Raw genomic sequence first — 26,360 nt, 5'->3', positions numbered from 1 at the left:
GGTACCTCTCATATGGAATCTCAAGGTACTGTAGGAACAGTCAACAGACATCAGGAGCTTGGACTCAGCGACGGCCAGGTCATCGATATGTACAAATATATGCAGATGGGACGGAAGTACGATGAGCGCAGTCTGCTGCTGCAGCGCGCCGGGAAGATTAACTTCCATGTTTCCGGTATCGGCCAGGAGGCAGCTCAGGTTGCGGCGGCTTTTGCACTGGACCGGCAGAACGATTATTTCCTTCCGTATTACCGCGATTATGCCTTTGTGCTTACCGTGGGCATGACCATGCGCGAGCTGATGCTCTCCGTGTTCGCCAAGGCTGAGGATCCCAACAGCGGTGGACGGCAGATGCCGGGCCACTTTGGAAGCAAACGTCTGCGCATCGTAACCGGCTCAAGTCCGGTGACTACACAAGTACCGCATGCGGTAGGTTTCGCGCTTGCGGCCAAGATGCAGAAGAAAAAGTTTGTTTCTTTTGTTACGTTCGGTGAAGGCTCCAGCAACCAGGGGGATTTTCATGAAGCGTGCAATTTTGCCGGTGTGAACAAGCTGCCGGTCATTATTTTTTGCCAGAACAACCAGTACGCCATCTCCATCCCTGCCCATAAGCAGCTCGCCGGCAAAGTCAGTGACCGTGCGCTGGGCTACGGCTTCCCGGGCATCCAGGTAGACGGCAATGATCCGCTTGAAGTGTACCGAGTCGTTAAGGAAGCGCGGGAGAGAGCTCTTAGAGGAGAAGGACCAACGCTGATCGAAGCGATGATGTACCGCCTGTCACCGCATTCCACCTCGGACAACGATCTGGCTTACCGGACCAAGGAAGAGGTTGACGAGAACTGGAAAAAGGACGGCGTCGCCGCCTTCCGCAACTATCTGATAGAGCTGGGCCTGTGGAGTGACGAACAGGAACGCGATCTGACTGCACAGTACAATCTTGAACTGAAAGAGGCTATTGAATATGCTGACAATGCACCTTTCCCGAAACCGGAAGATACGCTGCTGCATGTATACAGTGAATCAGACCTCAAAGGAGGAGCATAATTCATGGCAATGATGGAATATATCGATGCGATCCGGCTGGCGATGAAGGAAGAAATGGAACGCGATGAATCCGTGTTCGTGCTAGGCGAGGATGTTGGCGTAAAGGGCGGTGTGTTCACCACTACCAAAGGGCTGCAGGAGCAGTTCGGGGAAGAACGCGTGATGGATACCCCGCTGGCGGAGTCGGCGATTGCCGGAGTGGCCATCGGAGCGGCCATGTATGGCATGAAGCCTATTGCCGAAATGCAATATTCGGATTTCATGCTTCCGGCAACCAATCAGATTATTAGCGAAGCGGCCAAAATCCGTTACCGCTCCAATAACGACTGGAACTGCCCGGTCGTTATCCGCGCGCCTATCGGCGGCGGTATATTTGGCGGGCTGTATCATTCCCAGTGTCCCGAATCAATTTTCTTCGGTACACCGGGACTGAAGATTGTAGCGCCTTATTCGGCTTATGACGCCAAAGGTCTGCTGAAGGCAGCGGTCCGTGACCCGGATCCGGTCTTATTCTTCGAGAACAAGAAATGCTACAAGCTGATTAAGGAAGATGTGCCGGAAGATGATTATACCGTGCCGATCGGAGAGGCGAACCTGCTGCGCGCAGGCAGCGATATTACGGTGATCGGATACAGCCTGCCGCTGCATTTTGCGATGCAGGCTGCGGAGGAGCTGGAGCGCGAGGAAGGCATAACCGCACACATACTGGATCTTCGCACGCTGCAGCCGCTGGACCGTGAAGCCATTATTGCCGCTGCCCGCCAGACCGGCAAGGTGCTGATTGTCCATGAGGACAACAAGACAGGCGGAATCGGCGGCGAGGTGGCGGCCATTATTGCCGAGCACTGCCTGTTCGAGCTGGACGCGCCGATCTTCCGGCTCTGCGGCCCTGATGTGCCCGCGATGCCGATCAGCCCGCCGATGGAGAAATTCTTCATGCTGAGCAAAGATAAAGTGAAAGCGGAGATGCTCCGGCTGGCGCAATACTAAACATTCTGATTCTGCGGGTACATGCTTCCGAAGTGAATTTTGTACGAAGATGCTTCAGGAAGTATTGCTTACAAAACTTTAAGCGTATGCTTCCGAAATCAGTTTTGTACGAAGACATTTCTAGGAAGTATCGCTTACAAAACTTTAAGGAGTGACAATATGTCTGACAATACAAAGCTGATCGACGTGATTCTGCCGCAGCTGGCGGAGTCGCTGGTATCGGCGACGATCGGCAAATGGCTGAAGCAGCCGGGCGATCAAGTGGATCAATATGAGCCCATCTGCGATTTGATTACGGATAAAGTCAATGCAGAGCTGCCTTCCACCGTGGAAGGAACGCTGGTGGAGCTGCTCGCGGAAGAGGGCCAGACCGTCAACGTTGGCGAAGTCATCGCCCGTATCGCTGTAGCCGTGGCTGCCCCCGCAGCTCCAACGGTTCCGGCAGCTCCATCCGCCGGAGCTGGCCAGGTTAATTCCGCTCCGCAGGCGCCTGCAGCAGCCAGACCGCCGGTACCAGCTGCCGGGGGTTCAGCTGACGCTCCAATGCGCTCCCGCTACTCACCGGCAGTACAGACACTCGCCGCCGAGCACGGTATTAATCTTGCCGCTGTGCCGGGAACCGGTATGGGCGGCCGTATCACCCGGAAGGATGTGCTGACGTTCCTGGAAAGCGGCGGGGCCGCAGCCGTCCATGCCTCCAATGGCGCAGCTTCAGCAGCCGGACATCAGGCGCAAGAAGCTGCGCAGCAACCTGTACTGCAGGCTGTTCAAACCGAAGTGCAGGAGCCCGTTCGCCATTCCGGACTGCACCTGAGCGAATCTCCACGTATTCCGACGATTGAGGTGGAAGGCGGCCGGGGCAGCAGTTCAGAATTTTTGATCGACGTCACCCCGATCCGCAACACGATCGCCACGAGAATGCGCCAGAGTGTCTCGGAGATTCCCCATGCGTGGACAATGATTGAAGTGGATGTGACGAATCTCGTCGTGCTGCGCAATAAGCTTAAAGATGAGTTCAAGCGCAAGGAAGGCATAAACCTGACTTACCTAGCTTTTATGATGAAGGCTGTAGTCAGTGCGATCAAGGATTATCCGATTATGAACTCCGTCTGGGCGGTTGATAAAATCATTGTCAAACGCGACATCAATATTACACTTGCTGTAGGCACCGAAGATTCCGTTATGACACCGGTAATCAAGAAGGCTGATCAGAAGAACATCGCCGGACTTGCCCGGGAGATCGACGAATTAGCGCAAAAGACCCGCGACGGCAAGCTGCGCCTGGAAGATATGCAGGGTGGTACCTTTACCGTCAACAACACCGGTTCTTTCGGTTCTATTCTGTCCTACCCGATTATCAACTACCCGCAGGCGGCAATATTGACCTTTGAATCCATCGTGAAGAAGCCTGTGGTCATCAACGATATGATCGCCGTACGCTCCATGGCCAATATTTGTCTGTCTCTGGATCACCGGATTCTGGATGGAGTCATTTGCGGCCGCTTCCTGCAGCGCGTGAAGGATAACCTGGAAAGCTATACACCGGATACCAAGCTGTATTAATATTTTGCAACATTCAGTGACTGGCGACTCTAATTCAAAGGGGACCTGACGTTATGAATAACCCGCAACCTGGCAAGCTGGAAATTTCATATCACCCCCTGATGGAATATGGTGCGGCCTGGGAGCTGCAAAAGGAACATGTGCAGGCCATTGATGCCGGAACAGGCCTGGAACAGCTGATCCTTTTGCAGCATCCGCCCACCTATACCATCGGTTCTCAGAATCACCCGGAGCATCTTCTCCTCAGCGGTGAACAGCTCAAGGAGCAAGGGATTGCGCTGTTTGAAATCGACCGCGGGGGGGACATTACATATCACGGGCCGGGCCAGCTTGTCGGCTACCCGCTGCTGAAGCTTGGGGAGGACGGAAGGGTCGACCTGCACGGGTATCTCCGCCGGTTGGAGGCTGTAATTATTGATTATTTGGCTTCGTGCGGAATAGAGGGTGACCGAAAGCCCGGGTATACCGGCGTTTGGGTTGGCGACCAGAAGATTTGTGCGATTGGCGTCAAGTTTAACAGAAGCAAATCACGCAGAGGCTTTATTACCAGCCACGGCTTTGCCTTCAACATCTCTGCGGGGATTGGCGGGCGCGGGTTTCAGGGGATTATCCCCTGCGGCATTGCGGAATATGGGGTAACTTCGCTGGAGGAATGCACCGGCCGGCCTGTGGAGCCTGAGCAGGTATCAGAGGAGCTGATTCCTTATTTCCTGCAGCACTTTCCGTATAAGGTAATCAACCCGGCGAATCCACATGCTTAGGCCGATTTGACGGTAGTCCGGGATGTCAAATAGCGCCCGGGGAGCCCGGACGCTATTATTAACGTTCTACTTTCTGCTGTTAACCGGCCAGGAAAGGCTCGATGACCATCAGCAAGGTAGAGCCGACCATGGCGATCAGCATGACATAAATGAAGATACGGAACCATTTTTGACGTTGCATGAGTGACTCCTTTGGAATTAGTTTAAGTTAAGAGCGTACAGATATTTAAGGCAGTACCACTATTGTAACGCAATCGTGAAAGAGAGGGAAGTCCAATGATAACACAAGACCGATTGATTCAGGAATTTATGGAGCTTGTCCGTATTGACAGTGAAACAAGAAACGAACGGCAAATTGCCGATGTGCTAAAAGAAAAATTCAGCGCCTTGGGTCTTACTGCCATCGAGGACGATTCCCAGGAGCGCACTGGACATGGGGCAGGCAATCTGTTCGTTACCTGGCCTGCCGATAACGGAGCAGCAGCTCCCAAGCTGCTGTTCACCTGCCATATGGATACAGTAGTTCCCGGACAGAACATCAAGCCTACCCTTGGAGAAGACGGCTGGATTACGAGCGACGGCAGCACAATTCTCGGGGCGGATGACAAAGCGGGGTTAGCTGCTCTGTTCGAAGCGATCCGTGTCATTCAGGAACAGGGCGTTGCTCACGGGCAGATTCAGTTTGTCATTACAGCCGGTGAAGAATCCGGGCTGCTTGGCGCCCGGGCCATGGACCCCAAACTGCTGGATGCTGACATGGGCTTTGCGCTGGATTCCAACGGCGAGGTTGGAGCGATTGCGGTTGCTGCGCCTTCCCAGGCTAAAGTAACGATGCAGATCTTCGGCAAATCCGCCCATGCCGGCGTGAATCCGGAAGATGGCATCAGCGCCATTCAGGTAGCAAGCAAAGCCATCTCGGCGATGAAGCTGGGACGCATCGACAATGAGACTACGGCCAATATTGGCAAATTCGCAGGCGGCGGACCAACGAATGTGGTCTGCGACCATGTGCAGCTGGATGCTGAAGCGCGCAGTATTGTGCAGGAGAAGGTAGACCGGCAAGTGGCTTCCATGCGCGAAGCATTGGAGACTACAGTGCGTGAGCATGGTGCAGAATGTGAATTCCGCAGTGAGATTATTTATCCGGCCTTCAGCTTTAATGAGCATGATCCGGTTGTAGTACTTGCGGACCGCGCCATAACCTCACTCGGTCTGAAGACACGCTTGTTCCCGTCCGGCGGCGGCAGCGACGCCAATGTGTTCAATGGTCTAAAGGTACCAACGGTAAATCTGGCCATCGGTTACGAGCATATCCATACCACCAAGGAACGAATCAAAGCCGAGGACATCGTCAAAGCGGCTGAGCTGGTTGTAGCCATCGTTAAGGAAAGTGTAAAAGGTTAAAATATCATGTGCAGCAGCTGAGGCTGGGTATATGCAGTGAAGGAGCTGTTTCCGGGCGATTCCCGGGAGCAGCTCCTTATGTTTTACTGAACAGCACCATTAGTAGCGTTTAATGGAACAGCTTCGCCGAATGGAACCTTACGGAAAATGCTGTTGTCTAGCTAAATCTACGTATTTGTTGGGAACGTTCCTTCAAGCGAATGGGGAGGACTCTCGGTGACTTAGAAGGTGGCCTAGAAGCTGGGGAGAACTCTCCGTGACTTGAGGATGAGGAATAGAAGCTGCCGGACTCCATGGACGTTATTTCTAATAATCGCCGGTTTTTGACAAGGGAACGGACTCCAGAGACACTATTGTTCTGTTTTGAAGCCAATCTCCCTCCTTGTAGAGGAAATAACGCCTTTCCGGTCCGGATGATCGGGAAAAAGGATTTTCCAGGTGTAATAACGTCTTTCCGGTCCGGATACATTCAGAAACGGAAAGGAGAAAATGCTGCAAGCGGGTTACCCCGCTTTAGGTGGACTCAGCCGTGATTCAGCTTTCAGCCGCAGGATGTAGGACAGTGGCATATCACGTCTGTACTGCAGGGTCCACCCGGCGATTACTGCTTTAATCTGCTCCGGTGTACCTACCATTGTGACTGCAGTTGAGCTTGTACGGATAAGGATGTCATACATGTCTACATTCCTTCTTTCCCCTTAAGTTTGCTATAATACACCCTATGCAGAACTGAGCTAAAGGAGACCATAAACTATGAAAAAAGTTGAAACTCACCGCAATCCCGCACTGGATGAAGAGACGTTGTCTACACAGCCGATTTTTGAAGGCAAAATTATTACCCTGCAGGTGGATACGGTTAAGCTGCCGGATGGCAATACCGCAACCCGCGAGGTCGTGAAGCATCCCGGAGCTGTAGCTGTGCTTGCTCTGAATCAGGGCAAAATGCTTGTAGTGGAGCAATACCGCCAGCCGATGCACCGCACCGAGGTAGAGATCCCCGCAGGTAAGCTGGATAAGGGCGAAGATCCCTTGGCCGCTGCCGGCCGGGAGCTTCAGGAGGAGACGGGCTTTCACAGCGGCGACCTTAAGCTGCTGAAATCCTTTTATACCTCGCCCGGATTCGCAGATGAAATTATTCATTTGTATGTGACAGACAACGCCCAGGCGGGAGATATGGCACTGGATGAGGACGAATTCCTGGAGGTTTCCGAGCTTACGCTGGAGGAAGCCTACCAGTACATTGCGGACGGCCGTATTGCCGACGCCAAAACGATGATGGCGGTGTATGCATGGCATCTCTATACGCTGACGGGCCAATGGCACTAGAAGAGGAAAACAAGCTGCACAGCTTCTACTGTGACCTGCATGTTCATATCGGCCGCACTACGGAAGGACAAGCTGTCAAAATCAGCGGCAGCAAGAATCTCACCTTTGCCGGAATCGCCAAGGAGGCCGCAGAGCGCAAGGGGATCGGGCTAATCGGGATTATAGACAGCCACTCTCCCGGCGTGCAACGCGATATCTGCCAGTCGCTGGAATCCGGAGAGATGACAGTGGCAGACGGTGGAGGTATTGCTTACAGGGGCACCACCATCCTGCTGGGGTCAGAGATCGAAATCCGCGAGCCTGGCCGGAAGGAATGCCATGTGTTGGCCTTTATGCCGGATCTGGAGACGATGGCGGATTTCAGCAGCTGGATGAGCAAGCATATGCGCAACGTAAATCTCAGTTCCCAGCGGCTGTATGCCCCATCCAGAGAACTGCAGGATGAGATTTACGGACGCGGGGGCATTCTAATTCCGGCGCATATTTTCACGCCGCATAAAGGTCTTTATGGTTGTGCTGCAGAGCGTATGGCCGAGCTGTTTGACCTGGAGCGCATCGCAGCAGTTGAGCTTGGCCTTAGCGCGGATTCGGAGATGGCAGGATACATTTCTGAGCTGGACAGCTATACCTTCCTGACCAACTCTGACGCCCACTCCCTCGGCAAAATCGGCCGTGAATACAATGTCATCGAGCTGGCTAAGCCGTCCTTCAGCGAATTGAAGCTGGCACTGAAGCGTAAGGCAGGCCGTAGAGTCAGCGCTAATTTTGGACTGAACCCGCGCCTGGGCAAGTATCACCGCACTTATTGCGCCGGATGCGGCAGCATCATTGATGAAGCGTATGCCACTTCGGAACGCTGTCCTTATTGCGGCAGTCCCAAGCTGGTGCAGGGGGTGTTTGACCGGATTCTGTCCATCGCCGACCGCGGGCAGCCCCTCGTGCCGGACCATCGTCCGCCGTATCATTATCAGGTGCCGCTTGAGTTTATTCCGGGACTTGGCCCGGCTAAGATGAACGCGCTGCTGGCGGCTTTTGGCACAGAGATGAACATTCTGCATGGTGCCGGCGAGGCGGAGATTGCTGCAGTAGCGGGAACAGAGCTGGCTGCGCAGATTGTTCTTGCCCGCACGGGGGAACTTGCACTGTCGGCTGGTGGCGGAGGGACGTACGGCAAAGTAATGGTGAACAAAAAGTAGAATTGCTGTGCATAACAGCGACCTGTCCAAAGGACAAGTCATAGAGCGGGATGTCTCCTCATATGGTTTAATATGTGACCGGAAAGGAGAACGTCCCGATGCGCAGTTTAAGGCTGATGATGAAGGAACAGACGCCTCTTTATATTTTTGTTGCCGTATTATTTCTCGTTGGTGTCGTTTTCGGGGCTCTGATTGTTAGTGCGTTAACGTTGGATCAGCAGCAGGAGCTGGGAGATTACATGGGGAATTTCTTCGTCACCGTTGATCAGCAGGGCCTGCCGGCTGCGCCCGACTCTTTCTGGAGTATCGCCGCGCTCAATCTGAAGTGGGTGGGACTCATTTGGATTCTTGGGTTGTCGGTCATTGGGCTTCCGGGTATTCTGATCTTAGATTTTCTCAAAGGCGTGCTGATCGGTTTTACCGTCGGTTGCCTCGTCAGCCAGTATTCCTGGCACGGTATGCTGTTTGCCCTCGTCTCGGTTGCTCCGCACAATCTTGTGCTGATCCCGGTTCTGCTCGTATGCAGCGCAGCGGCTATTGCCTTCTCACTGCTGATGATCCGCAGCCGGGTGCTGGGGAAGCGGCGTACACCGGTGACAAGGCCTTTTGCAATGTACACGGTATTATCGCTTGGAATGGCCGTACTCGTCTTGGGCATTTCTGGTTTTGAGGCCTGGGTGACGCCGGTGATGATGAGATGGGTGACACCCATGCTCGTATCTATAGGGTGATTTAAAGAATGCTGCCGGGTGGAATTTTCACTGGGGCAGCATTTTTTTTATCCCTTTGATTGCAAAAAGTTATGAATAGTAGATATTTGCAAATATAGGAATTAAAATGGTGTTGGGTGAGCAGCCGAGGAAGGAGGATATAGCAGGTGAAAAAAATAGGGATTCTGATAATTCTTTTGTTTATGGTGTCTACGAATGTTTTCGCAGAACCCGTTCAACAGAGGTCATTAGAAGGCTTTCTTAACAATGATTTGCAAATGCTTACACTTTCAGCCCAAGAGAAAGTTGTTTTTAACAGGATGGATAACTCGATATCTGTCTTTAACTTGGCTTCAGGCGAAGAAGCTTGGACGAAAAGTTATTCCAAGCTCTATGATGTTGATGTACTCAGCTCTCCGGAGAAAATCATTGTGATCGCCAAAGACAAAGATAAAGACAACAAGCTGCAAAAGATCGTCCTGAGTAAAGAAGGAACGACACTCTCCACTACGGTCTTTAACAGCGCTCCAATCACTAAATCAATAACAAGCAATGAGGAGATGATCAACTGGTACGCACCAGAAGGGAGCAATAAAGAAAGACTCTCTGTGTACAGTAACAACGTTCTTGCTGCATATCAAGCCCCTTGGAACAATCCTGTTTTTAAAATAAATTTCGGCGGAATGTCAAGCAGCAAGTACGAAGATATCACGCTTAAGGATATTAAATTGAACGGGCCTTATGCGGTGGTCAAATTTACAGGATCCAGTCTAATGCAGAGCCAGGATTTTTTTCGTGTGATTAATACCTCGAATAAGAAAACATACATTATCGCTTCTGATTGGAACACACGCAGTGATTCTTCATTTGCCGGCAATGAGCTTGTTATTAACAGTTCCTTCAACGTGGGCAATCCGCTGGGCGTGAATGTTGGGCAGCCTTATTCACTATCCGGCATGTATAATCTCTCGACAGGAAAAAAGACAGCAGGCATCTCTGAAACGTTTACGGATCGGGAAATGGGTTGGAAGTCTGAACGTATAGGCAATCATATTCTAATCTATCTCCCGGAGAAAGGACGAATTGATATATATAATCTCTCTGGCCGGAAGGTGTCGGAGGCTTCGATTACTCTTCCCAATAGCTTCCGCGTGCTGGATTATTCCAAGGGTGAGCTTTCTTTACTTATCCGGGAAGAAACCGGAGCAACAATTCAAGTGATCCACTCCACTGCTGTTAACTAGACCATAGAACCGTTGGCGGAGCTGTATTGCCGTCCCGGAATACCACTATTGAACACACTCTAAAAGCGTTTGACTTCTCAAAGCGACTCCCCCTATAATGGAAGAAGTGGTTTTATGCCCGGTGCGGTAATTTTCCAAGGGGGAGGGATACTATGGAAGCCCGGATAGACAAGATAAAGCAACAGCTACAATCCCAAGGATATAAGCTTACACCCCAACGGGAAGCAACCTTAAGGGTGCTGCTGGAGAACGAAGACGATCATTTAAGTGCAGAAGATGTATTTATGCTTGTGAAAGAAAAGGCTCCCGAGATCGGTCTCGCCACTGTATACCGGACCCTGGAACTGCTCAGCGAGCTTCATGTCGTGGAGAAGATTAATTTCGGAGACGGAGTTGCCCGTTATGACCTGCGGACAGATACGGCGAAACACCATCATCATCATTTAATCTGTGTGCAATGCGGCACAATGGATGAAATCCGTGAGGATTGGCTCGGACCGCTGGAAGAGCGGCTGGAGAACGATTATAATTTCACGGTGCTTGATCATAGACTTGATTTTCACGGGATTTGCCACCGCTGCAAGGACAAGAATACTACGGATGGCAATACGCCCGAATAGGCTTATAGATGATAAATTACCGCACAAGCTCTCCCCGGTGTACTGCCGGAGGGGGCTTTTTAAATGATTTCATCAGGCCGACATACATATCACCGCACGCCGGCGCATAAAGTGAAGGACGAGTTATGCTTCTGAGGCGAGTTTTGTACGAAGCAATTCCTGGAAGATAGAGGCTCACAAAACATAAGTTTATGCTTCCGAAGTGAGTTTTGTACGAAGCAACCCTGGGAAGTATAAGCTCACAAAACTTTTAGGAGGAATCCTAATGATTATTTCTGTGCCTGGAACGGTGCGCCGGCTGTATTTTTTGACCCTGCTTGTTGCATTGAGCTGTTTCTTGTATTACGCCCTGAGCTGGCTAAGCGGATGGATCAGTCCGATAGATCATTATGAAATCCCGGAAGGTACGGCAGTCCGGGCCTTTAAGGATGCCCCGGTCAGTGTGGACAGTCTGAATGCAGGGGAACGTCTGCGGCTATATTACTGGTATGGCGAGTGATTGCCCGGCCCGAAGCAGGAAGAAGCCGGAACACTGTCGAATGAACCTTAGGTGAGTTCATGCATCTGGCTTGCCGCTGTGCAGCCGGATGCTGAACTCCATGCCTAAATGCTGCATAGCCGCGAAGAGCAGCCTGAGCAGACAGGAGCGTGAATGAAATGAAGTCACACTTGCAGCCTTTTATGCAATATTTAACCGTAGAGAAAGGTTTATCTTCCAGCACTCTCGAGTCCTATGGACGCGATGTGTCGCAGTTTCTGGAGTTTGCCGAAGGCCGTGGTGCCGTTACACCGGAGGAGATTAGAAGATCGCATATCATGCAGTATCTCGCTGAGCTCCGCACCGCAGGGCGGGCAACCGCAACAGTGAACCGGAATACGGTGTCGCTGCGGGCTTTTTTTCACTATCTGCTGAAAGAACGGCTGATCGTGCAGGACCCAACGCTGGATATGGAAATGATCAAACCGAGCAAAAAACCGCCGATGATCTTAAGTATCGAAGAAATCGAACGGCTGCTGGCGGCCCCTGATGAAGCTACCCCCCAGGGAATGCGTGACAAGGCGATGCTAGAGCTGCTGTACGCCACCGGCATCCGGGTTACAGAGCTGATTACCCTGAATGTAGAGGACGTGCATACGGACCTGAAGTTCGCCCGCTGTAGCGGGGCTTCCGGGAAGGAGCGGGTAGTGCCGATCGGCGCTATTGCAGCGGAGTGCGTGGCGGTGTATACATCCGGTATGCGGGACAAGCTGCTGCGGGGAAATCAGGAGGAGCCAGCCCTGTTTCTGAACAGTCTGGGCGGACGGCTGACCCGTCAGGGCTTCTGGAAAATTATTAAAAAGTATGCGCGTGAAGCCCGGATTGAGCAGGATATCACTCCGCATACCCTTAGACATTCGTTCGCTGCTCATTTGCTGGAAGGCGGTGCGGATCTGCGTTCCGTGCAGCAGATGCTTGGTCATGCGGATATTTCCACAACGCAGATCTACAGCGGGATTGCCCGCAAAAATATGAAGGAAGTCTACGAAAGCCACCATCCCCGGGCGAGGTAACTGCTGCTGCGGAATGGGTATAAGACCTGAATCGCGGTAATCCCCGAGGATAGGGTAAAAAGATGCTTTTTGTGAGTAAGATCGTTATGATGGAAATATACTGAAAGGATAGACCGGAGCGTGTGAACCCCGGGAGTTACTTTCAGCAGAAACGGGTACCTAAAAAGCGGGGCAATGGGCCGCTGGCTTCGGAAGGGCTGTCCCTTCGGAAGAAGGTAGAGCCGTTTCTTCTTGTTTTGATAAAACCTAAAGAATATGCATACTACGAAGGAGTGAAGACGGACATGTCCTCATTTAAACGAATTGGATTTATCGTTCTTGATAGTGTTGGTATCGGTGAAGCGCCGGATGCGGAAAGTTTCGGTGATAAAGGGTCCCATACGCTGGGACATATTTTGGAGCGGGTGCCGGGTCTTAAGCTGCCTAATCTGCAAAAGCTTGGTCTCGCCAATATTGCACCACTGCCGCCGCTGGAGCCTGTAGCAGCACCGGCCGGATATTACGGCAAAATGCAGGAGGTATCGGTAGGCAAGGATACAATGACCGGCCATTGGGAGCTGATGGGGCTGAAGATTGAAGTTCCGTTCAACACCTATTTTGACGGATTCCCGGCAGAGCTGATTGAGAAGTTCGAAGCGGCAACCGGACGCAAGGTGATCGGCAATAAGCCGGCTTCCGGTACGGAGATTCTGGTCGAATATGGCGAAGAGCAAATGAAGACCGGGGCCTGGATTGTGTACACTTCCGCCGACAGCGTATTCCAGCTTGCTGCTCATGAAGATATTATCCCGCTGGAAGAGCTGTACAGCGCCTGCAAAATCGCCCGCGAGCTGACGATGGCTCCCGAATTCTCGGTAGGCCGCGTAATCGCCCGCCCCTATGTCGGCGAACCGGGGAACTTTGTGCGTACTCCTAACCGCCATGACTATGCGGTCAAACCGCCGGAGCCGACGGTAATGAACGCGCTGGAGGATATCGGTAAAGACGTTATCGCTGTGGGCAAGATCAACGATATTTTTACAGGTGAAGGCGTAACAGCCACGTATCCGACAAAAAGCAATGAGCATGGCATCGAGATTACGATCCGAGAGCTGCGCAAGCCGTTTGACGGCTTCCTGTTCACGAATCTGGTAGATTTCGATTCCCTGTATGGCCACCGCCGCGATCCGGAAGGTTACGGACATGCTCTTGAGGTATTCGATCAGGCGCTTCCGGAACTGCTCTCTACACTCGGCGAAGATGATCTGCTCATTATCTCGGCAGACCACGGCAATGATCCGATCCATAGCGGAACTGATCACACACGTGAGTATGTGCCACTCTTGATTTACAGTCCAAGATTCAAGACTCCGGGCAACCTGGGCATCCGCCAGACGTTCTCGGATGTGGCAGCGACAATTGCCGACAACTTCGGGGCCAAAGCGCCGCAATATGGGACAAGCTTTTTGGCGGAACTCAAATAATACGAAATCCTATGAAGCATCAATACTATAGACAACCCTCAAGGAGGCAATAAACTATGGAAGCAGTTAGCCAAAAGCATATTCAGGAAGCAGCGGTTTATATCAAGGATAAATGTACAGTCGCCCCGGAAATCGGGCTAATTCTCGGTTCGGGTCTGGGCGTTCTGGCAGACCTCATTACGGATGAGGTTGTAATTCCCTACAACGAAATCCCCCATTTTCCTGTATCCACAGTAGAGGGACATGAAGGCGAACTGCTGATCGGGATGATTGAAGGACGACGAGTTGTAATGATGAAGGGCCGGTTCCACATGTATGAAGGCTACGGCCCGGAGACGACGGCTTTTCCGGTGCGCGTCATGAAAGAGCTTGGCGTAACCAGCCTGCTCGTTACCAATGCCGCAGGTGGCGTGAACACGGACTTTACACCCGGCGATCTGATGCTGATTACCGATCATCTGAACCTGACCGGGCGCAATCCGCTGACCGGCCCGAATGACAATGCTCTGGGCGTGCGTTTCCCGGATATGTCGACCGCCTACAGCCCCCGCCTGATTGCAGCGGCCAAGGAAGCTGCGGCAGAGCAGGATTTTGAATTCAAAGAAGGCGTTTATGCCGGCTTGCTCGGCCCTTGCTATGAAACTCCGGCTGAAATTGTCATGCTGCGCCGTCAAGGTGCGGATGCTGTAGGCATGTCCACCGTCTCCGAGACGATTGTGGCCCGCCATGCCGGTATCGAGGTGCTTGGCATTTCCTGCATCACCAACATGGCTGCCGGCATTCTTGACCAGCCGCTGAACCATGCGGAGGTTATGGAGACGGCTGAACGTGTGCGTGAGCGCTTTTTGAAGCTGGTGCTGGCCTTTATTCCGAAGATGTAGACTCTATAGATCAGATTCAATGGCATCGGAATTATGCCAATATTATTCATCCACAACAATTCATACCCGGGAGGTTCAATTCATGACACAAACCAATATTTCTTACGGCAATCAGGTGAAAGAAGCAGCGGAATACGTAAAATCCAAATTCGGAGCGTATTCACCGTCCATCGGGCTGATTCTGGGCTCAGGTCTTGGCGATCTGGGCGACCAAATCGAAGATGCAGTGTATCTTCCTTATGAAGAAATTCCTCATTTTCCGCGTTCTACGGTAGAAGGCCATGCTGGCCGGTTCGTTATCGGGAAGCTGGAAGGCAAGGATGTTATCATCATGCAGGGCCGCTTCCACTTCTACGAAGGCTACGAGATGCGCAAAGTTGTGCTTCCGGTCTATGTGATGGCAAAGCTTGGCGTGGGTACGCTGGTGATCACTAACGCGGGCGGCGGAATGAACCGGGCGTTCAAAGCAGGCGACCTGATGCTGATTACCGACCACCTCAATATGACTGGCGACAACCCGCTGATCGGACCCAATGATCCGGAGCTGGGTGTACGTTTCCCGGATATGTCCCGTGCTTATGATCCTGAGTACATGGCTTTGGCCAAAAAGCTTGCGGCTGACGTTAAAGGTGTAGACGGTGAACCGCTTGTGCTGCAGGAAGGTGTATATGCCGGCATCAGTGGTCCAACTTATGAGACACCGGCGGAGCTGAAAATGCTGGCGTACCTCGGCGGCGATGCTGTCGGGATGTCTACTGTACCTGAAGTGATCGTGGCTAGTCACAGCAAGCTGCGTGTGCTTGGCATTACCTGTATCACCGATATGGCGATCGGGGATGAGCTGGAGCCGCTGACGCATGAGCAGGTGGTGAAAGTTGCCAATCTGACTAAACCGAAGTTTATCGGCCTTGTGCGCGCCTTTGTGCGTGAGGTACAGGTGTAATGCGAGCGGTTGATCTTATTCAGAAAAAAAGAGACGGCGGGGAGCTTAGCCGTGAAGAAATAGCTTTTCTGATCCAAGGCTACAGCAAGGGTGAAATTCCCGATTACCAAATCTCGGCTTGGGCAATGGCGGTGTATTTCCGCGGGATGAACGCACGGGAAACCGGCGATCTGACGCTGGAAATGGCCATGTCCGGTGATCAGGTCGATCTCAGTCCGATTGCCGGCATCAAGGTGGACAAGCATTCTACCGGCGGCGTGGGCGATAAGACGACTGTGGTTCTGGCACCGCTTGTTGCCGCAGCCGGAGTACCGGTGGCCAAAATGTCCGGCCGCGGGCTGGGACATACTGGAGGCACCCTCGACAAGCTGGAGTCGATCAGCGGCTTCTCTATCGAGATGGGCCGGGAACAATTTTTCGCCCAGGTAGGGGAGATCGGCGCTGCCGTAATCGGCCAGTCGGGCAACATTACACCTGCAGACAAGAAGCTCTACGCACTGCGTGATGTGACAGCGACAGTGGAATCCATTCCGCTGATCGCCAGCTCCGTCATGAGCAAAAAAATCGCCGCAGGTGCCGATGCCATCGTGCTTGATGTCAAGACCGGCAGCGGCGCGTTCATGAAGACGCTTGACGATTCCATTGCCTTGGCGCAAGCCATGGTGGATATCGGGACCCATCTGGGCCGCAACACGGTTGCGGTCATCAGCGACATGGACCAGCCGCTTGGCTACGGCATCGGCAACGCCCTGGAAATCAAGGAAGGCATCGAAACCTTGAAGGGCCACGGGCCGAAGGATCTGCAGGAGGTCTGCCTTATTCTGGGCAGCCAAATGCTGGTGCTTGGCGGCAAGGCGAAGGACGAAGCCGAAGCCCGCTCCATCCTGATGTCTCATATCGAGGATGGTAGTGCTCTGGAGAAGTTCAAGCAAATCGTATCTGCGCAGGGTGGAAAGGTGTCACAGGTCGAAGCGCCGGAGACGCTGCCGGCAGCACGGAGATTTATCGAAGTGAAAGCAGCAACCGCTGGTTATGTGGAGAGCATCCAAGCCGAAGAGATTGGTGTAGCTGCCATGCTGCTTGGTGCAGGCCGCGAGACCAAGGAATCGGTCATTGATCTCGCCGTTGGCATTCAGCTGTCGCTGAAAGTCGGCGATGCCGTAGCCGCAGGAGATACGCTTGCCGTATTGCATGTGAACGATGCCAGCGAGAACAAAGTGCAGGAAGCGGAAGCTAAAGTGCTGGAAGCTTACCGCATTTCCGCTCAGCCCGTTCCGCCTCAGCCGCTGGTGTTTGCGCTTGTGACCAAAGATGGCGTAACCCGGTACTAGGATTCAGCGCAGGATGTAAAGGTTCTTGATATTTCTGTGATAGATCAGCATCATGTAAACGAAAAGCCGTACAGAACAGTCAAATGTTCTGTACGGCTTTTTGCAATTTGAAGTAACCCTCCAGGAGTTTGACGTTAAATATCATCAAACCTGCGCCTTGGAAAGAAGAATTACTGCAGCAGCCATTCCTCTACCACCTTCAGGATAGGGTAGGCTCCCCGGCTTTTGTTGCACAGGACAACAACGGTTGCTCCGATTGCAGGGTAGAAGGCGGAGTGGAAGGACACCCCGGGATCGTACCCCATCAGATGATATTTCAGTGCCTCGCCATTTTGCTTCGTGATCCATACTCCGTAACCGTAGTACTCCTCATTGTCATCATGAATATGCGGAGTGAGCAGGAGGGCCGTCAGCTCCGGATTTAGCAGCGTATGATCGAGCAGTCCCTGCCATAGCCGCTGCATATCCGGCGCGGTGACGAAAGCGCCGCCGTCAGCGCCTCCTTTTACAGGAATGGAATAGATGTTGGTGACCCAGTTTCCATCCGCTTCTTCGATATATCCCATGGCGGTATTGGCTGGAAGCGCATCCAGTGCAAAATACCCGGAATGCTTCATTCCGCAAGGCGCAAAAATATGCTGCTCCACGTAATCCGTAAAGGGCATCCCGCTAATCTTCTCAACCAGCAGGCCAAGCATGATGTATCCGGCATTGTTGTAGTGAAATCTTTCTCCCGGTGTGAATTTCATCGGATGCTGCGAGAACATCGGCACGAAATCCTGGAGCTTGCGCAGCAGGTACATGGGCTGGTTCAGCCACAACGCCGCGTAATCATCCATGATTTCTTCATCAAAGTAATCTGCAATACCCGAGCTATGCGTCAGCAGGTGATGAACGGTCATGTCATGGCTGAATCGGGCAAACTCTTTTCCATTCAGCACATCCAGCACCTTGCTGCTGAAAGCAAGCTTGCCCTGTTCCACCAACTGGCAGACAGCAATCGCCGTAAACAGCTTGCAGCCGGAGGCGATGCCAAAGCGTGTGTCCGGATGATTTAGCCGCTCCTCTGAAATGTTAGCACTGCCGTAAGAAGCGGCCAGGGTGTGGGTCTGTTTTTTGACCAAAACTGCTCCAGAGAATCTTTCGGTCTCAGCTTCCTCGCTGAGCTTATGCTGCAGATATTCAAGCTTCATGGTGGCTCCTCCGATTCAGTTCATTTATAGTAGCTTAGCTAAGAAATTCGCCTGAAAGATACAAGTTTCCTTCATTTGTTCCTTATTTATGAGGCAAGAATTGGAATAACGACTGAAGACTGTACGTGCTGCGTAAGGTTTATCTGCAAAGGACAAGAAAAGCACATCAGTTTTGGCAGGGCGGTACATTGTGGACGTTTTGGAATTTAAGATACTATAAACTCTAACCTTACAATAATAGTTTTGTACAGACTGGCAGCGGTTGGCTGCTTTTTCATGAAATGTCGTTAGCGTTTCTACAGATTAACAAATCCGTGAGTTAGCACATCCGAGGAGGAATTATAATGGCACTTCATCAAACGATAACGGTATTGAACACACTGGACAGCGCTTATGCTAACGGTGAACAGGTCAGGCAGCTGTTTGCAGCTTATCCGGCAGTGAAGGTAGACGTCCATAAGGTTGAGGGTGAAAAGGGCAGCACGGAATTCGTCAAAATCTCAATCCCGGGCAGCAACGGAAAGCTGGCGGGCGGCACGGCGCCGACCTTCGGGATTGTGGGCAGACTTGGCGGAATCGGCGCCCGTCCCAGCCGGATCGGGATTGTCTCCGATGCGGACGGCGCAGTTGCTGCTATTGCTTCAGCACTTAAATTGGCTCATATGCAGACCCAAGGCGATGTGCTCAAAGGGGATGTGCTGGTAACGACCCATATTTGCCCGGATGCTCCGACGCTGCCGCATGAACCGGTGGATTTCATGGATTCACCGGTCGATATCCTGCAGATGAATGAACATGAGGTGCTGCCGGAAATGGAAGCGGTTCTGTCCATTGATACCACTAAAGGTAACCGGGTGGTCAACCACAAAGGCATTGCAATTTCGCCAACGGTCAAGGAAGGCTATATTCTGCGGGTGAGCGAGGACCTGCTGCGCATTCTGGAAATGACGACAGGCCAGTTTCCGGTTACTTTTCCGGTGACGACCCAGGATATTACACCTTACGGGAACGGCCTCTATCATATTAACTCGATTCTTCAGCCTGCCGTTGCAACGAATGCTCCGGTTGTGGGCCTGGCGATAACTGCACAGTCCATGGTGCCCGGCTGTGGCACCGGTGCAAGCCACGAGGTTGATATTGCTTCCGCAGTACGTTTTGCGATTGAAACCGCCAAAGAAGTGACCGGGGGATCATGCTCATTCTATAACGAAGCGGAATTTGACCGCATTACAGAATTGTACGGCACGATGAGTGTATTGCAGACACTGGGCAAACCGGCGGTAACCTCCCGCTAAATCCGGGTTTATAGAAATTGTACTGCGAAGGGTAACTCCATGAACATCTAGGAGGAAGCAAATTGAAAAAAATTGGGTTGATCACGATTGGACAGTCCCCCAGATCCGATGTGGCGCCGATTATTGAGAAATATTTGGAGGGCCGTGCGGAGCTGCTGCAGTCAGGGGTATTGGATGGATTCACCCCGGCGCAGGTTCGCGAATACTACAGTCCGCAAGAAGGAGAATATATTCTGACGACCCGGATGGCGGATGGTACTGCGGCGATTATCTCCCGCGAAAGGATAAAGACAGTGCTTCAGGGAAAAATTGATGCCATGGAGGCTGCTGGAATCCGACTGATTCTGCTGCTCTGCACCGGTGTGTTTCCTGAGCTGCGCACGAACAGCGCCCATTTGCTTGAGCCGGACCGGATTATACCACCGGTAGTGCAGGCCATGATCGGCAAGCGCCGGTTGGGGCTGATCGGTCCCTTGCCTGAGCAGGAAGTGAGTATGGTCGAGAAATTCGCCGGGCCGGGGACCTCTCTTCCTTTTGCCGCTGTCTCTCCATATACCGGCACTGAAGCGGAATTCCGCGCTGCAGCGAGCCGGTTGAAAGACGTGGCGGATGTGATTGTGCTTGACTGCATGGGTTATGTGGAGCAGCATAGAATATGGGCGGCCTCAGAAGGAGTGCCAGCCGTACTGTCAAATGCCCTCATAGGGAAACTGATAGCGGAAATGGTGTAATCAGGAGGAACGAATATGAGTGAAGAGCGGATAATAATCAGTATGAATGTCCTGAAGGACTGCCTGGGACTCTGCAGCGGTGAACTGCTGGCCGTAGTGGCGGACGATGACAAGCGGGAGCTTGCCGAATCCGTCTATGAGGCCGGCAAAAGACTCGGAGCGGAGTCGGTGCTGCTGATCATGCAGGAACGGAGCAAGTCCGGTGAAGAACCGCCTGCTCCGATTGCGGAGGCGATGGCCAAGGCGGATGTGGCGGTGTGTATTACGAAACACTCCATGACACATACAGCGGCCCGCAAGCAGGCTGCTGCAGCGGGAACCCGGGTAGCGACCATGCCGGGTATGACGGATGACATGTTCAGCCATGGAGCCATTACGGCAGACTATGGGCAAGTGAAGTCGTTGACGGAGCAAGTTGCCCTGCTTCTGTCCGCAGGCCGTGAGGTACGTGTGGAGAAGGACGGGCTAAGCCTCTCCTTTTCCATAGAAGGGCGGGACGGAGTACTGAGTACTGGGCTATACCTGAATCCTGGGGAATCCGGGAATTTGCCTTCGGGCGAAGCGTATATAGCACCGCTTGAAGGCACTGCCGCAGGACGGATTAAAGTAGACGGGTCCATAGCCGGTATTGGCGCCTTGGCCAGTCCAATGGTGCTGGCGGTGGAGCAGGGCAGGCTTACAGCAGTTGAAGGTGAAGGCGGAGACAAGCTGCTGGAGATGCTGGGGGCAGGCGATGGCCGGCTCTTGGGTGAGTTCGGCATAGGCACGAATAACAAGGCGAGAATAACCGGTGTGGTGCTTGAGGATGAGAAGGTCTACGGGACTATTCATGTAGCCTTTGGCAGCAATAACACCTTTGGCGGCGTTGTAGCGGCAGGTGTACATATAGATGCTGTAGTGATGAAGCCGGATGTGTATATTGATGACAAAATCATTATGCGTGCCGGGGAATTGCTCTAGTCCTGCCAAGTACCTAAGCGGTCGTTACAAGCAACCTGAAAGGGAGGGATACGGATGCTGGGAATCATACGTGTAATAACACTTCAAGAAGAGAGCTCCATCCATCTGCACGGCGAGCTGATAGAACGCCGCTATGGCCTGCCGGTCATGAGCCGCTGCATTCAGGATCAGCCTCAAGGCGTCTACGATGACCTAACGGAAGCAGAATCCGTACCGAAAATCATTGAACTCGCACGGGAGCTTGAAGCAAGCGGATGTACGGCGATCGGCATCAGCTGCGCGGCCGATCCGGCGCTGCTGGAAGCGAGGGCTGCGGTACGGATTCCTGTACTCGGTGCCGGGTCCTGTGCAGCCCATATGGCGCTGGCCTTCAGCAGCCGAGTCGGCGTTCTGACGATCCTGACCGAGGTGCCTCCCTTCATTCGAAGCATCCTCGGGGACGCCTATCTCGGGATGGATCGTCCCGACGGTGTAACAACGACGCTTGATCTGAACACGCCTGCGGGACGTGCCGGAGCTCTGGCTGGAGCGGCAAGGCTCGTTGAGCGCGGAGCAGAGGCCATTGTGCTGGCCTGTACCGGATTTGCAACGATCGGTTTGGCTGCTGAACTGGAAGAGAAGCTTGGAATCCGCGCACTCGACCCTATTCTCTCACTGGGTGCCGCAGCCGCTTCGGCTGCCTCTCTGCCCGGGCTTGTCCGCCGCTAAACCGTTGTCTATGGCTGATTTGCTGGGCAGAAAGCTATAAAGATTTCAAGTGAAACGTTCTCCCGGACCATCGGTCCGGCGAGGACGTTTTTTTGTGGATCACTCGAAAGCTCGAGAAGCAAAGGTGCATCTGATTTCGCCGCAAGCAGGCTATATGGTGGAATGAGAGGTAAAGGTGCATTTGATATTGCCGCAAAAGCACAATATGGCTTAATGAAAGGTGAAAGTACATCTGGTTTCCACACAACATGCGGACCGCAGTCGCGTAATTCCTTGGAGAAACGGCAAAGTGCCAGCAATTTCATACAAATTGCAATAGCGACTGTGATGTCCGCAGATTGCCGGAATTGTGGATTTAATCGAACTAACAGCTCTGGTGTCCGGATAAGTCACCGCTACAATGTAGCTTGCGGGAAGTCTCCACTTCAGCGATTTTCTCCAAAAGGTTTTACTGTAGGATACAGTTGTTATCTGCAATTTGAAATATTTGCCCTGTGGTTTGCGGGCGAATTCTGATAAACTATCGGGAACGCCAAACTATGGCATATCTCAGGAGAAAACTTGAAATACTGTAGACAGCGGAGGGAGGAAGGAATATTGAACACACGAGGAATTACGTTGAGAGAGCTGCTGCAGCTGCCGATTCTTGGTACAGCCACTGTAGTCAGCGGTGAACAGGGACTGGACCGGATTGTCCGCTTTGTAGATATTATGGAGGTTCCCGACCTGAAGGGTTGGATCAGTGAAGGCGTCATGCTGCTCACTACGGCCTATTCGATCCGCCATGACCCTTCACTGCTGACCGAGCTGGTATACACACTGGACAAGCTGGGGGCAGCTGCGCTGGCCATAAAACCTGCCCGGTTCCTAAAGGAAATTCCCCAAGCGGCAATCGAAGCGAGCAATGCCTGCGGGCTGCCGATCGTCGAGATTCCGCCTGAAATCCCTTATACGAACATTACCCAGCCGGTGATGGAGCTGCTGCTGGGCCGTCAGGCTATGCTGCTGCGCCGGGCAGAAGAGGTCTACCGCACACTCACAACGATGGTGCTGGAGAACAGTGGAATTCAGGCGGTGAGCGATAATGTGGCCGATTTTCTAAAAGCGCCTGTCGCACTGGTGGATACGCAGCGCAGTATTATAGTTTCCTCACCCTCCAATTTTGACTGGTCACAGAAGACTTCGCCGCTGAACTGGAACATTAATGTGGACAAGCGGACGGTAGCCAGGCTTCTGGTAGACAAGGAGAAGCTGGATGATATGGAGGAAGTGGGGATCGAGCAGGCCAGGCTGGTGTTTGCCCTTGAGCTGATGCGGAAAAAGGTAGCCGAGGATACCGAGTTTCGTCTGCGCGGCAATTTCATCGACGAGCTGCTGACACCTCCGCTGCCTTCACGGCATGAAGTGGAGCGGCGGGCACGTCAGCTTGGTATGAATCCTGAACATAAATGGGAGGTCGCCGTCATTGAAGGCGATACCGCTCCTAGTGAGGAAACCGTGAACCGGCTGCTGGACCGGGAAGCGCGCAAGCGCGGAGTGACTCCCCATGTGGAATACCGCTCAAGCCGAGCCGTGTTGTTCTTGCCGACACCGGAAGGCCGTAAATTTACGGGAGCTGCAGGCGGGGAGGAACCATGGGCGTCAACGCTGGAAAGCTGGCTGCATGACAAAAGCGAAGGTCTTGGCGCCTACCGGACCGGTATCGGTACCCCGGAGGACCTGTGGAATATCCACACCAGCTATAATGAAGCGCGCAAAGCACTGTCGGTCTCCAAACGTCTGGGCCAGGGGGCTGGTGCAGTCACCCAATACGAGGAGATGGAGGTCTACCATCTGCTGGAGGGGTTAAGCAGGCAGGGCTTCGAGGTGCTGTTCGAGCGCAAGCTGGGCAAGCTGCTGCGATATGACCAGGAGCATGACAGCAACATGCTGTTGACGTTTTATCATTATCTGGAGCACCGGGGGAGTCTGATTGATACGGCCAGCAGTCTCTACATACACCGCAATTCAGTGAAGTACCGGCTGGAGCGGATCCGTGATATTACAGGGTTCGATCTCAATGATCCGCGTGAGCAATTTGTCTGCCATTTGTGCCTGATTTACTACTACCTGCAGGAAAAATAGGGCGTGCTGGAATTTTTACGGAAGTTAATGTTAGAAAACGTGACATTAAGAGGCGGTAATAGTGCACAACCGACAAACGGTTGTGCTTTTTTTTAGCTAAACGGGACGTAGAGTGGACATGAAATTGTATGTAGAATTAGCTCAACTACTAAAGAGAATAAAGAAACAGCACAGTACCTGACATGGAACCGCAGGTTCCGTCAAAGAAAGGGCTCACAGCCTGGATTGCAACAGAAGCCGTAAGGGGGTTGATTCATTGTTTGCTTACACATTAAAAAGACTAACGCAGATGATTCCGGCCTTGCTTGGTATCATCGTCATCACATTCATTCTATCTAGGGTACTGCCGGGCGATCCCGCAATTATGCTGGCCGGTGAACAGGCCCCGGAGGAAATCGTGAACAAGATCCGCCAGGACATGGGGCTGGACAAGCCGCTTTATGTTCAGTTCTTCAGCTATTTCGGGCAGCTGTTTCAAGGAAACATCGGCTATGCCTATCATACGGGGCATTCGGTAGCCAGTGATTTGTCCTCAAGGTTTCCGGCCACCCTTGAGCTGACCTTGACCAGCATACTGATCGCGATTCTGGTGGCGATTCCCGTCGGAATTGTTGCTGCGACCCGCAAGGAATCTATCCTCGACCATATTTCGCGTGTATTCTCGCTGATAGGCGCATGCGTGCCGATCTTCTGGCTCGGTCTAATGTTCATTTATATTTTTTACTCGATCCTTGGCTGGGCTCCGGCACCGATGGGGCGAATCAGCGGTGATCTGAATCCGCCGGTCCACATTACGGGTTTGTACGTGCTGGACAGTCTTCTGTCGGGTGATACCGCTGCTTTGAAAAGCAGCCTGGCCCACCTGCTGCTTCCGGCAATCTGCCTGAGCACAGGCACCATGGCCATTGTGGCCCGCATGACCCGTTCGAGCATGCTGGAGGTAGTCGATCAGGATTTCGTGCGCACCGCCCGGGCTAAAGGGCTGCGGGAGTCCGCCGTAATTTACAAGCATACACTTGTGAATGCCCTCATTCCTACACTTACCGTGCTCGGCCTGCAGTTTGGCTATCTGATGGGCGGGGCGGTCATCACCGAGACGATCTTCTCCTGGCCGGGCATCGGCGGGTATGTCACAGATTCCATTCTGGCCGCGGATTATGCGCCAATTCAGGCGTTTACCCTAGTAAGTGCGATTCTCTATTGCGGCATTAACCTGGCGGTAGATCTGATATACGGTCTGATTGATCCGCGTATCCGCTATGAATAAACAGCTTTTTGGAGAGGAGGAGATTTCTGTTGAGCACTGCAGCACATTCAGCACAGGGCAACCCTGCCAAACCCGCAGCTGCGCCGAAACCCAAAACATTACTGACGCTGCTTCTGCATAACCGTCTGGCTGCCATCGGCCTCATCTTTATTCTGATCTGGACGGTGATTGCCATCATTGCACCCTGGATTGCTCCGCATGATCCTTACATTACAGATATGGCGAATAAATTGCAGGCCCCTTCAGGAAGCCACTGGTTCGGAACGGACAACTTCGGCCGGGATATTCTCAGCCGGGTGCTGTACGGAGCAAGGATCAGTATCTGGACTGGTCTGATCGCCGTGGCGATTTCTTTTCTTATCGGCGTACCGCTGGGCGGAATTGCTGCCTACTACGGCGGGAAGACCGGAACGGTCATAATGCGATTGATGGATGTCCTGTTATCCTTCCCTTCACTGGTGTTGTCCATGGCAATTGCCGCTTCTATCGGGGCAGGCTTAACCAGTGCAATGATCGCTGTAGGAATCGTCGGTATTCCGGAGTTCGCGCGGCTGATGTTCGGCCAGACTGTCTCCCTCCGCGAGAAGGAGTATGTTGAAGCCAGCCGGGCAATCGGTGTAAAAAATTCAGTGATCCTATACCGTCACATTCTGCCCAATGCACTGGCCCCGCTGATGGTGCAGGCCACTCTCGGAATGGGCTTCGCCATCCTGACGGCATCCAGTCTCAGCTTTCTCGGCCTTGGGGTCAAACCTCCGATTGCCGAGTGGGGGGCGATGATCTCAGAGGGCAGGGAATACATCATTTCCGGTCAATGGTGGTTGGTCACTTTTCCTGGATTGTCCATCGCCACTTCGATTCTGGGCTTTAATCTGCTCGGCGACGGTTTACGAGATGTTCTTGATCCACGGTTGCGGTCGGGCAAATAGAGCGGAGCGCAGGCAGGGAAGTCCCGCTGCATATCCGCAGGTTGCCCGATAAATATAGATTAGTGTCTGCCGGAAGGGCTGCTGCAGACAGGAGAGACCCTCGGAAGCAGATCCAGCCCCTCACGG

General features: G+C 52.8%; 26 protein-coding genes. 23 read left to right on the top strand and 3 right to left on the bottom strand.

The window, feature by feature from the left end:
• Nucleotides 1-12: 12 nt before the first annotated feature.
• The 4 genes from MHI45_RS07355 (at nucleotide 13) to lipB (ending at nucleotide 4,358) form a co-directional block, all read left to right on the top strand.
• Nucleotides 13-1,044, top strand: coding sequence for a thiamine pyrophosphate-dependent dehydrogenase E1 component subunit alpha (locus MHI45_RS07355; RefSeq protein WP_076108917.1), 1,032 nt, complete (start codon nucleotides 13-15; stop codon nucleotides 1,042-1,044).
• A gap of 3 nt (nucleotides 1,045-1,047) precedes the next feature.
• On the top strand, nucleotides 1,048-2,034 hold the full coding sequence (locus tag MHI45_RS07350) for an alpha-ketoacid dehydrogenase subunit beta (RefSeq protein ID WP_076108918.1): 987 nt from the start codon (nucleotides 1,048-1,050) through the stop codon (nucleotides 2,032-2,034).
• Between the two features lie 159 nt (nucleotides 2,035-2,193).
• Nucleotides 2,194-3,597, top strand: coding sequence for a dihydrolipoamide acetyltransferase family protein (locus MHI45_RS07345; RefSeq protein WP_076108919.1), 1,404 nt, complete (start codon nucleotides 2,194-2,196; stop codon nucleotides 3,595-3,597).
• Nucleotides 3,598-3,650: 53 nt separating this feature from the next.
• Nucleotides 3,651-4,358, top strand: coding sequence for a lipoyl(octanoyl) transferase LipB (gene lipB, locus MHI45_RS07340; protein WP_076108920.1), 708 nt, complete (start codon nucleotides 3,651-3,653; stop codon nucleotides 4,356-4,358).
• A 79-nt stretch (nucleotides 4,359-4,437) separates the two neighbouring features.
• Here lipB and prli42 read toward each other — a convergent pair whose 3' ends face one another.
• Nucleotides 4,438-4,539 carry a stressosome-associated protein Prli42 gene (gene prli42, locus MHI45_RS07335; protein ID WP_144024217.1) on the bottom strand — a complete coding sequence of 34 codons (102 nt, stop codon included), beginning with the start codon at nucleotides 4,537-4,539 and terminating at the stop codon, nucleotides 4,438-4,440.
• A gap of 95 nt (nucleotides 4,540-4,634) precedes the next feature.
• On the opposite strand from prli42, the gene MHI45_RS07330 reads away from it, so the two are divergent.
• On the top strand, nucleotides 4,635-5,762 hold the full coding sequence (locus MHI45_RS07330; protein ID WP_076108921.1) for a M20/M25/M40 family metallo-hydrolase: 1,128 nt from the start codon (nucleotides 4,635-4,637) through the stop codon (nucleotides 5,760-5,762).
• Between the two features lie 503 nt (nucleotides 5,763-6,265).
• On the opposite strand, the gene MHI45_RS07325 is transcribed toward MHI45_RS07330, so the two are convergent.
• A complete protein-coding gene (locus MHI45_RS07325) occupies nucleotides 6,266-6,439 on the bottom strand; it encodes a hypothetical protein (protein ID WP_179091664.1) in 174 nt (57 codons plus the stop codon).
• Nucleotides 6,440-6,515: 76 nt separating this feature from the next.
• On the opposite strand from MHI45_RS07325, the gene MHI45_RS07320 reads away from it, so the two are divergent.
• The 11 genes from MHI45_RS07320 to MHI45_RS07270 all read left to right on the top strand — a co-directional run bounded on the left by MHI45_RS07320 (nucleotide 6,516) and on the right by MHI45_RS07270 (nucleotide 17,027).
• Nucleotides 6,516-7,088 (top strand): NUDIX hydrolase, encoded by a 573-nt coding sequence (locus MHI45_RS07320; RefSeq protein ID WP_076108922.1) that lies wholly within the window; start codon nucleotides 6,516-6,518, stop codon nucleotides 7,086-7,088.
• A complete protein-coding gene (locus MHI45_RS07315; protein WP_076108923.1) occupies nucleotides 7,079-8,284 on the top strand; it encodes an endonuclease Q family protein in 1,206 nt (401 codons plus the stop codon). Before MHI45_RS07320 ends, MHI45_RS07315 begins: the two co-directional genes overlap by 10 nt.
• Nucleotides 8,285-8,382: 98 nt before the next feature.
• Nucleotides 8,383-9,015, top strand: a complete 633-nt coding sequence (gene spoIIM / locus MHI45_RS07310) for a stage II sporulation protein M (protein ID WP_076108924.1) — start codon at nucleotides 8,383-8,385, stop codon at nucleotides 9,013-9,015.
• Nucleotides 9,016-9,161: 146 nt separating this feature from the next.
• Complete coding sequence (locus MHI45_RS07305) at nucleotides 9,162-10,238, top strand: hypothetical protein (protein ID WP_076108925.1); 1,077 nt, start codon at nucleotides 9,162-9,164, stop codon at nucleotides 10,236-10,238.
• 152 nt (nucleotides 10,239-10,390) lie between these two features.
• A complete protein-coding gene (gene fur, locus MHI45_RS07300) occupies nucleotides 10,391-10,858 on the top strand; it encodes a ferric iron uptake transcriptional regulator (RefSeq protein ID WP_038594739.1) in 468 nt (155 codons plus the stop codon).
• 265 nt (nucleotides 10,859-11,123) lie between these two features.
• Nucleotides 11,124-11,357: a DUF4227 family protein gene (locus tag MHI45_RS07295; RefSeq protein ID WP_038594738.1), complete on the top strand. Its 234-nt coding sequence runs from the start codon at nucleotides 11,124-11,126 to the stop codon at nucleotides 11,355-11,357.
• Between the two features lie 158 nt (nucleotides 11,358-11,515).
• Nucleotides 11,516-12,409, top strand: coding sequence for a site-specific tyrosine recombinase XerD (xerD, locus tag MHI45_RS07290; RefSeq protein WP_076108926.1), 894 nt, complete (start codon nucleotides 11,516-11,518; stop codon nucleotides 12,407-12,409).
• Between the two features lie 284 nt (nucleotides 12,410-12,693).
• The gene (gene deoB / locus MHI45_RS07285; RefSeq protein ID WP_038600282.1) at nucleotides 12,694-13,872 is read left to right on the top strand and encodes a phosphopentomutase; all 1,179 of its coding nucleotides are present in this window, start codon (nucleotides 12,694-12,696) and stop codon (nucleotides 13,870-13,872) included.
• A 56-nt stretch (nucleotides 13,873-13,928) separates the two neighbouring features.
• The gene (locus tag MHI45_RS07280) at nucleotides 13,929-14,753 is read left to right on the top strand and encodes a purine-nucleoside phosphorylase (protein ID WP_076108927.1); all 825 of its coding nucleotides are present in this window, start codon (nucleotides 13,929-13,931) and stop codon (nucleotides 14,751-14,753) included.
• 82 nt (nucleotides 14,754-14,835) lie between these two features.
• Complete coding sequence (locus MHI45_RS07275) at nucleotides 14,836-15,696, top strand: purine-nucleoside phosphorylase (RefSeq protein ID WP_076108928.1); 861 nt, start codon at nucleotides 14,836-14,838, stop codon at nucleotides 15,694-15,696.
• Entirely contained in the window at nucleotides 15,696-17,027 is a 1,332-nt protein-coding gene (locus MHI45_RS07270) for a pyrimidine-nucleoside phosphorylase (RefSeq protein WP_076108929.1), read from the top strand. Before MHI45_RS07275 ends, MHI45_RS07270 begins: the two co-directional genes overlap by 1 nt.
• Nucleotides 17,028-17,197: 170 nt before the next feature.
• On the opposite strand, the gene MHI45_RS07265 is transcribed toward MHI45_RS07270, so the two are convergent.
• Complete coding sequence (locus MHI45_RS07265) at nucleotides 17,198-18,220, bottom strand: serine hydrolase domain-containing protein (RefSeq protein ID WP_076108930.1); 1,023 nt, start codon at nucleotides 18,218-18,220, stop codon at nucleotides 17,198-17,200.
• A 344-nt stretch (nucleotides 18,221-18,564) separates the two neighbouring features.
• Between MHI45_RS07265 and MHI45_RS07260 the strand changes: the two genes are divergently transcribed.
• The 7 genes from MHI45_RS07260 (at nucleotide 18,565) to MHI45_RS07230 (ending at nucleotide 26,234) form a co-directional block, all read left to right on the top strand.
• Nucleotides 18,565-19,515 carry a DUF1177 domain-containing protein gene (locus tag MHI45_RS07260; protein WP_340897330.1) on the top strand — a complete coding sequence of 317 codons (951 nt, stop codon included), beginning with the start codon at nucleotides 18,565-18,567 and terminating at the stop codon, nucleotides 19,513-19,515.
• 62 nt (nucleotides 19,516-19,577) lie between these two features.
• Entirely contained in the window at nucleotides 19,578-20,246 is a 669-nt protein-coding gene (locus MHI45_RS07255; RefSeq protein WP_076108932.1) for an AroM family protein, read from the top strand.
• A gap of 15 nt (nucleotides 20,247-20,261) precedes the next feature.
• Complete coding sequence (locus tag MHI45_RS07250) at nucleotides 20,262-21,206, top strand: aminopeptidase (RefSeq protein ID WP_076108933.1); 945 nt, start codon at nucleotides 20,262-20,264, stop codon at nucleotides 21,204-21,206.
• A 54-nt stretch (nucleotides 21,207-21,260) separates the two neighbouring features.
• Complete coding sequence (locus tag MHI45_RS07245; protein WP_076108934.1) at nucleotides 21,261-21,914, top strand: aspartate/glutamate racemase family protein; 654 nt, start codon at nucleotides 21,261-21,263, stop codon at nucleotides 21,912-21,914.
• 597 nt (nucleotides 21,915-22,511) lie between these two features.
• Nucleotides 22,512-24,038 carry a PucR family transcriptional regulator gene (locus tag MHI45_RS07240; protein WP_076108935.1) on the top strand — a complete coding sequence of 509 codons (1,527 nt, stop codon included), beginning with the start codon at nucleotides 22,512-22,514 and terminating at the stop codon, nucleotides 24,036-24,038.
• A 256-nt stretch (nucleotides 24,039-24,294) separates the two neighbouring features.
• A complete protein-coding gene (locus tag MHI45_RS07235) occupies nucleotides 24,295-25,305 on the top strand; it encodes an ABC transporter permease (RefSeq protein ID WP_179091665.1) in 1,011 nt (336 codons plus the stop codon).
• A 29-nt stretch (nucleotides 25,306-25,334) separates the two neighbouring features.
• Entirely contained in the window at nucleotides 25,335-26,234 is a 900-nt protein-coding gene (locus MHI45_RS07230; protein WP_076108936.1) for an ABC transporter permease, read from the top strand.
• Nucleotides 26,235-26,360: the final 126 nt, after the last annotated feature.

This window comes from Paenibacillus sp. FSL H3-0321, from assembly GCF_038002865.1.
Lineage (GTDB): Bacteria > Bacillota > Bacilli > Paenibacillales > Paenibacillaceae > Paenibacillus_AQ.
The sequence above is the reverse complement of the archived record's forward strand: the minus strand, read 5'-3'. Positions and strand labels throughout refer to the sequence as shown.

What these genes read in the sequence shown, in the direction of transcription:
- MHI45_RS07280 (WP_076108927.1), top strand. Translation starts at nt 13,929, where the DNA reads ATGGAAGCAGTTAGCCAAAAGCATATTCAGGAAGCAGCGGTTTATATC.
- MHI45_RS07295 (WP_038594738.1), top strand. Translation starts at nt 11,124, where the DNA reads ATGATTATTTCTGTGCCTGGAACGGTGCGCCGGCTGTATTTTTTGACC.
- MHI45_RS07245 (WP_076108934.1), top strand. Translation starts at nt 21,261, where the DNA reads ATGCTGGGAATCATACGTGTAATAACACTTCAAGAAGAGAGCTCCATC.
- MHI45_RS07345 (WP_076108919.1), top strand. Translation starts at nt 2,194, where the DNA reads ATGTCTGACAATACAAAGCTGATCGACGTGATTCTGCCGCAGCTGGCG.
- prli42 (WP_144024217.1), bottom strand. Translation starts at nt 4,539, where the DNA reads ATGCAACGTCAAAAATGGTTCCGTATCTTCATTTATGTCATGCTGATC.
- MHI45_RS07355 (WP_076108917.1), top strand. Translation starts at nt 13, where the DNA reads ATGGAATCTCAAGGTACTGTAGGAACAGTCAACAGACATCAGGAGCTT.
- MHI45_RS07260 (WP_340897330.1), top strand. Translation starts at nt 18,565, where the DNA reads ATGGCACTTCATCAAACGATAACGGTATTGAACACACTGGACAGCGCT.
- MHI45_RS07350 (WP_076108918.1), top strand. Translation starts at nt 1,048, where the DNA reads ATGGCAATGATGGAATATATCGATGCGATCCGGCTGGCGATGAAGGAA.
- MHI45_RS07265 (WP_076108930.1), bottom strand. Translation starts at nt 18,220, where the DNA reads ATGAAGCTTGAATATCTGCAGCATAAGCTCAGCGAGGAAGCTGAGACC.
- MHI45_RS07270 (WP_076108929.1), top strand. Translation starts at nt 15,696, where the DNA reads ATGCGAGCGGTTGATCTTATTCAGAAAAAAAGAGACGGCGGGGAGCTT.
- spoIIM (WP_076108924.1), top strand. Translation starts at nt 8,383, where the DNA reads ATGCGCAGTTTAAGGCTGATGATGAAGGAACAGACGCCTCTTTATATT.
- xerD (WP_076108926.1), top strand. Translation starts at nt 11,516, where the DNA reads ATGAAGTCACACTTGCAGCCTTTTATGCAATATTTAACCGTAGAGAAA.
- MHI45_RS07325 (WP_179091664.1), bottom strand. Translation starts at nt 6,439, where the DNA reads ATGTATGACATCCTTATCCGTACAAGCTCAACTGCAGTCACAATGGTA.
- MHI45_RS07315 (WP_076108923.1), top strand. Translation starts at nt 7,079, where the DNA reads ATGGCACTAGAAGAGGAAAACAAGCTGCACAGCTTCTACTGTGACCTG.
- fur (WP_038594739.1), top strand. Translation starts at nt 10,391, where the DNA reads ATGGAAGCCCGGATAGACAAGATAAAGCAACAGCTACAATCCCAAGGA.
- lipB (WP_076108920.1), top strand. Translation starts at nt 3,651, where the DNA reads ATGAATAACCCGCAACCTGGCAAGCTGGAAATTTCATATCACCCCCTG.
- MHI45_RS07330 (WP_076108921.1), top strand. Translation starts at nt 4,635, where the DNA reads ATGATAACACAAGACCGATTGATTCAGGAATTTATGGAGCTTGTCCGT.
- MHI45_RS07250 (WP_076108933.1), top strand. Translation starts at nt 20,262, where the DNA reads ATGAGTGAAGAGCGGATAATAATCAGTATGAATGTCCTGAAGGACTGC.
- MHI45_RS07275 (WP_076108928.1), top strand. Translation starts at nt 14,836, where the DNA reads ATGACACAAACCAATATTTCTTACGGCAATCAGGTGAAAGAAGCAGCG.
- MHI45_RS07320 (WP_076108922.1), top strand. Translation starts at nt 6,516, where the DNA reads ATGAAAAAAGTTGAAACTCACCGCAATCCCGCACTGGATGAAGAGACG.
- deoB (WP_038600282.1), top strand. Translation starts at nt 12,694, where the DNA reads ATGTCCTCATTTAAACGAATTGGATTTATCGTTCTTGATAGTGTTGGT.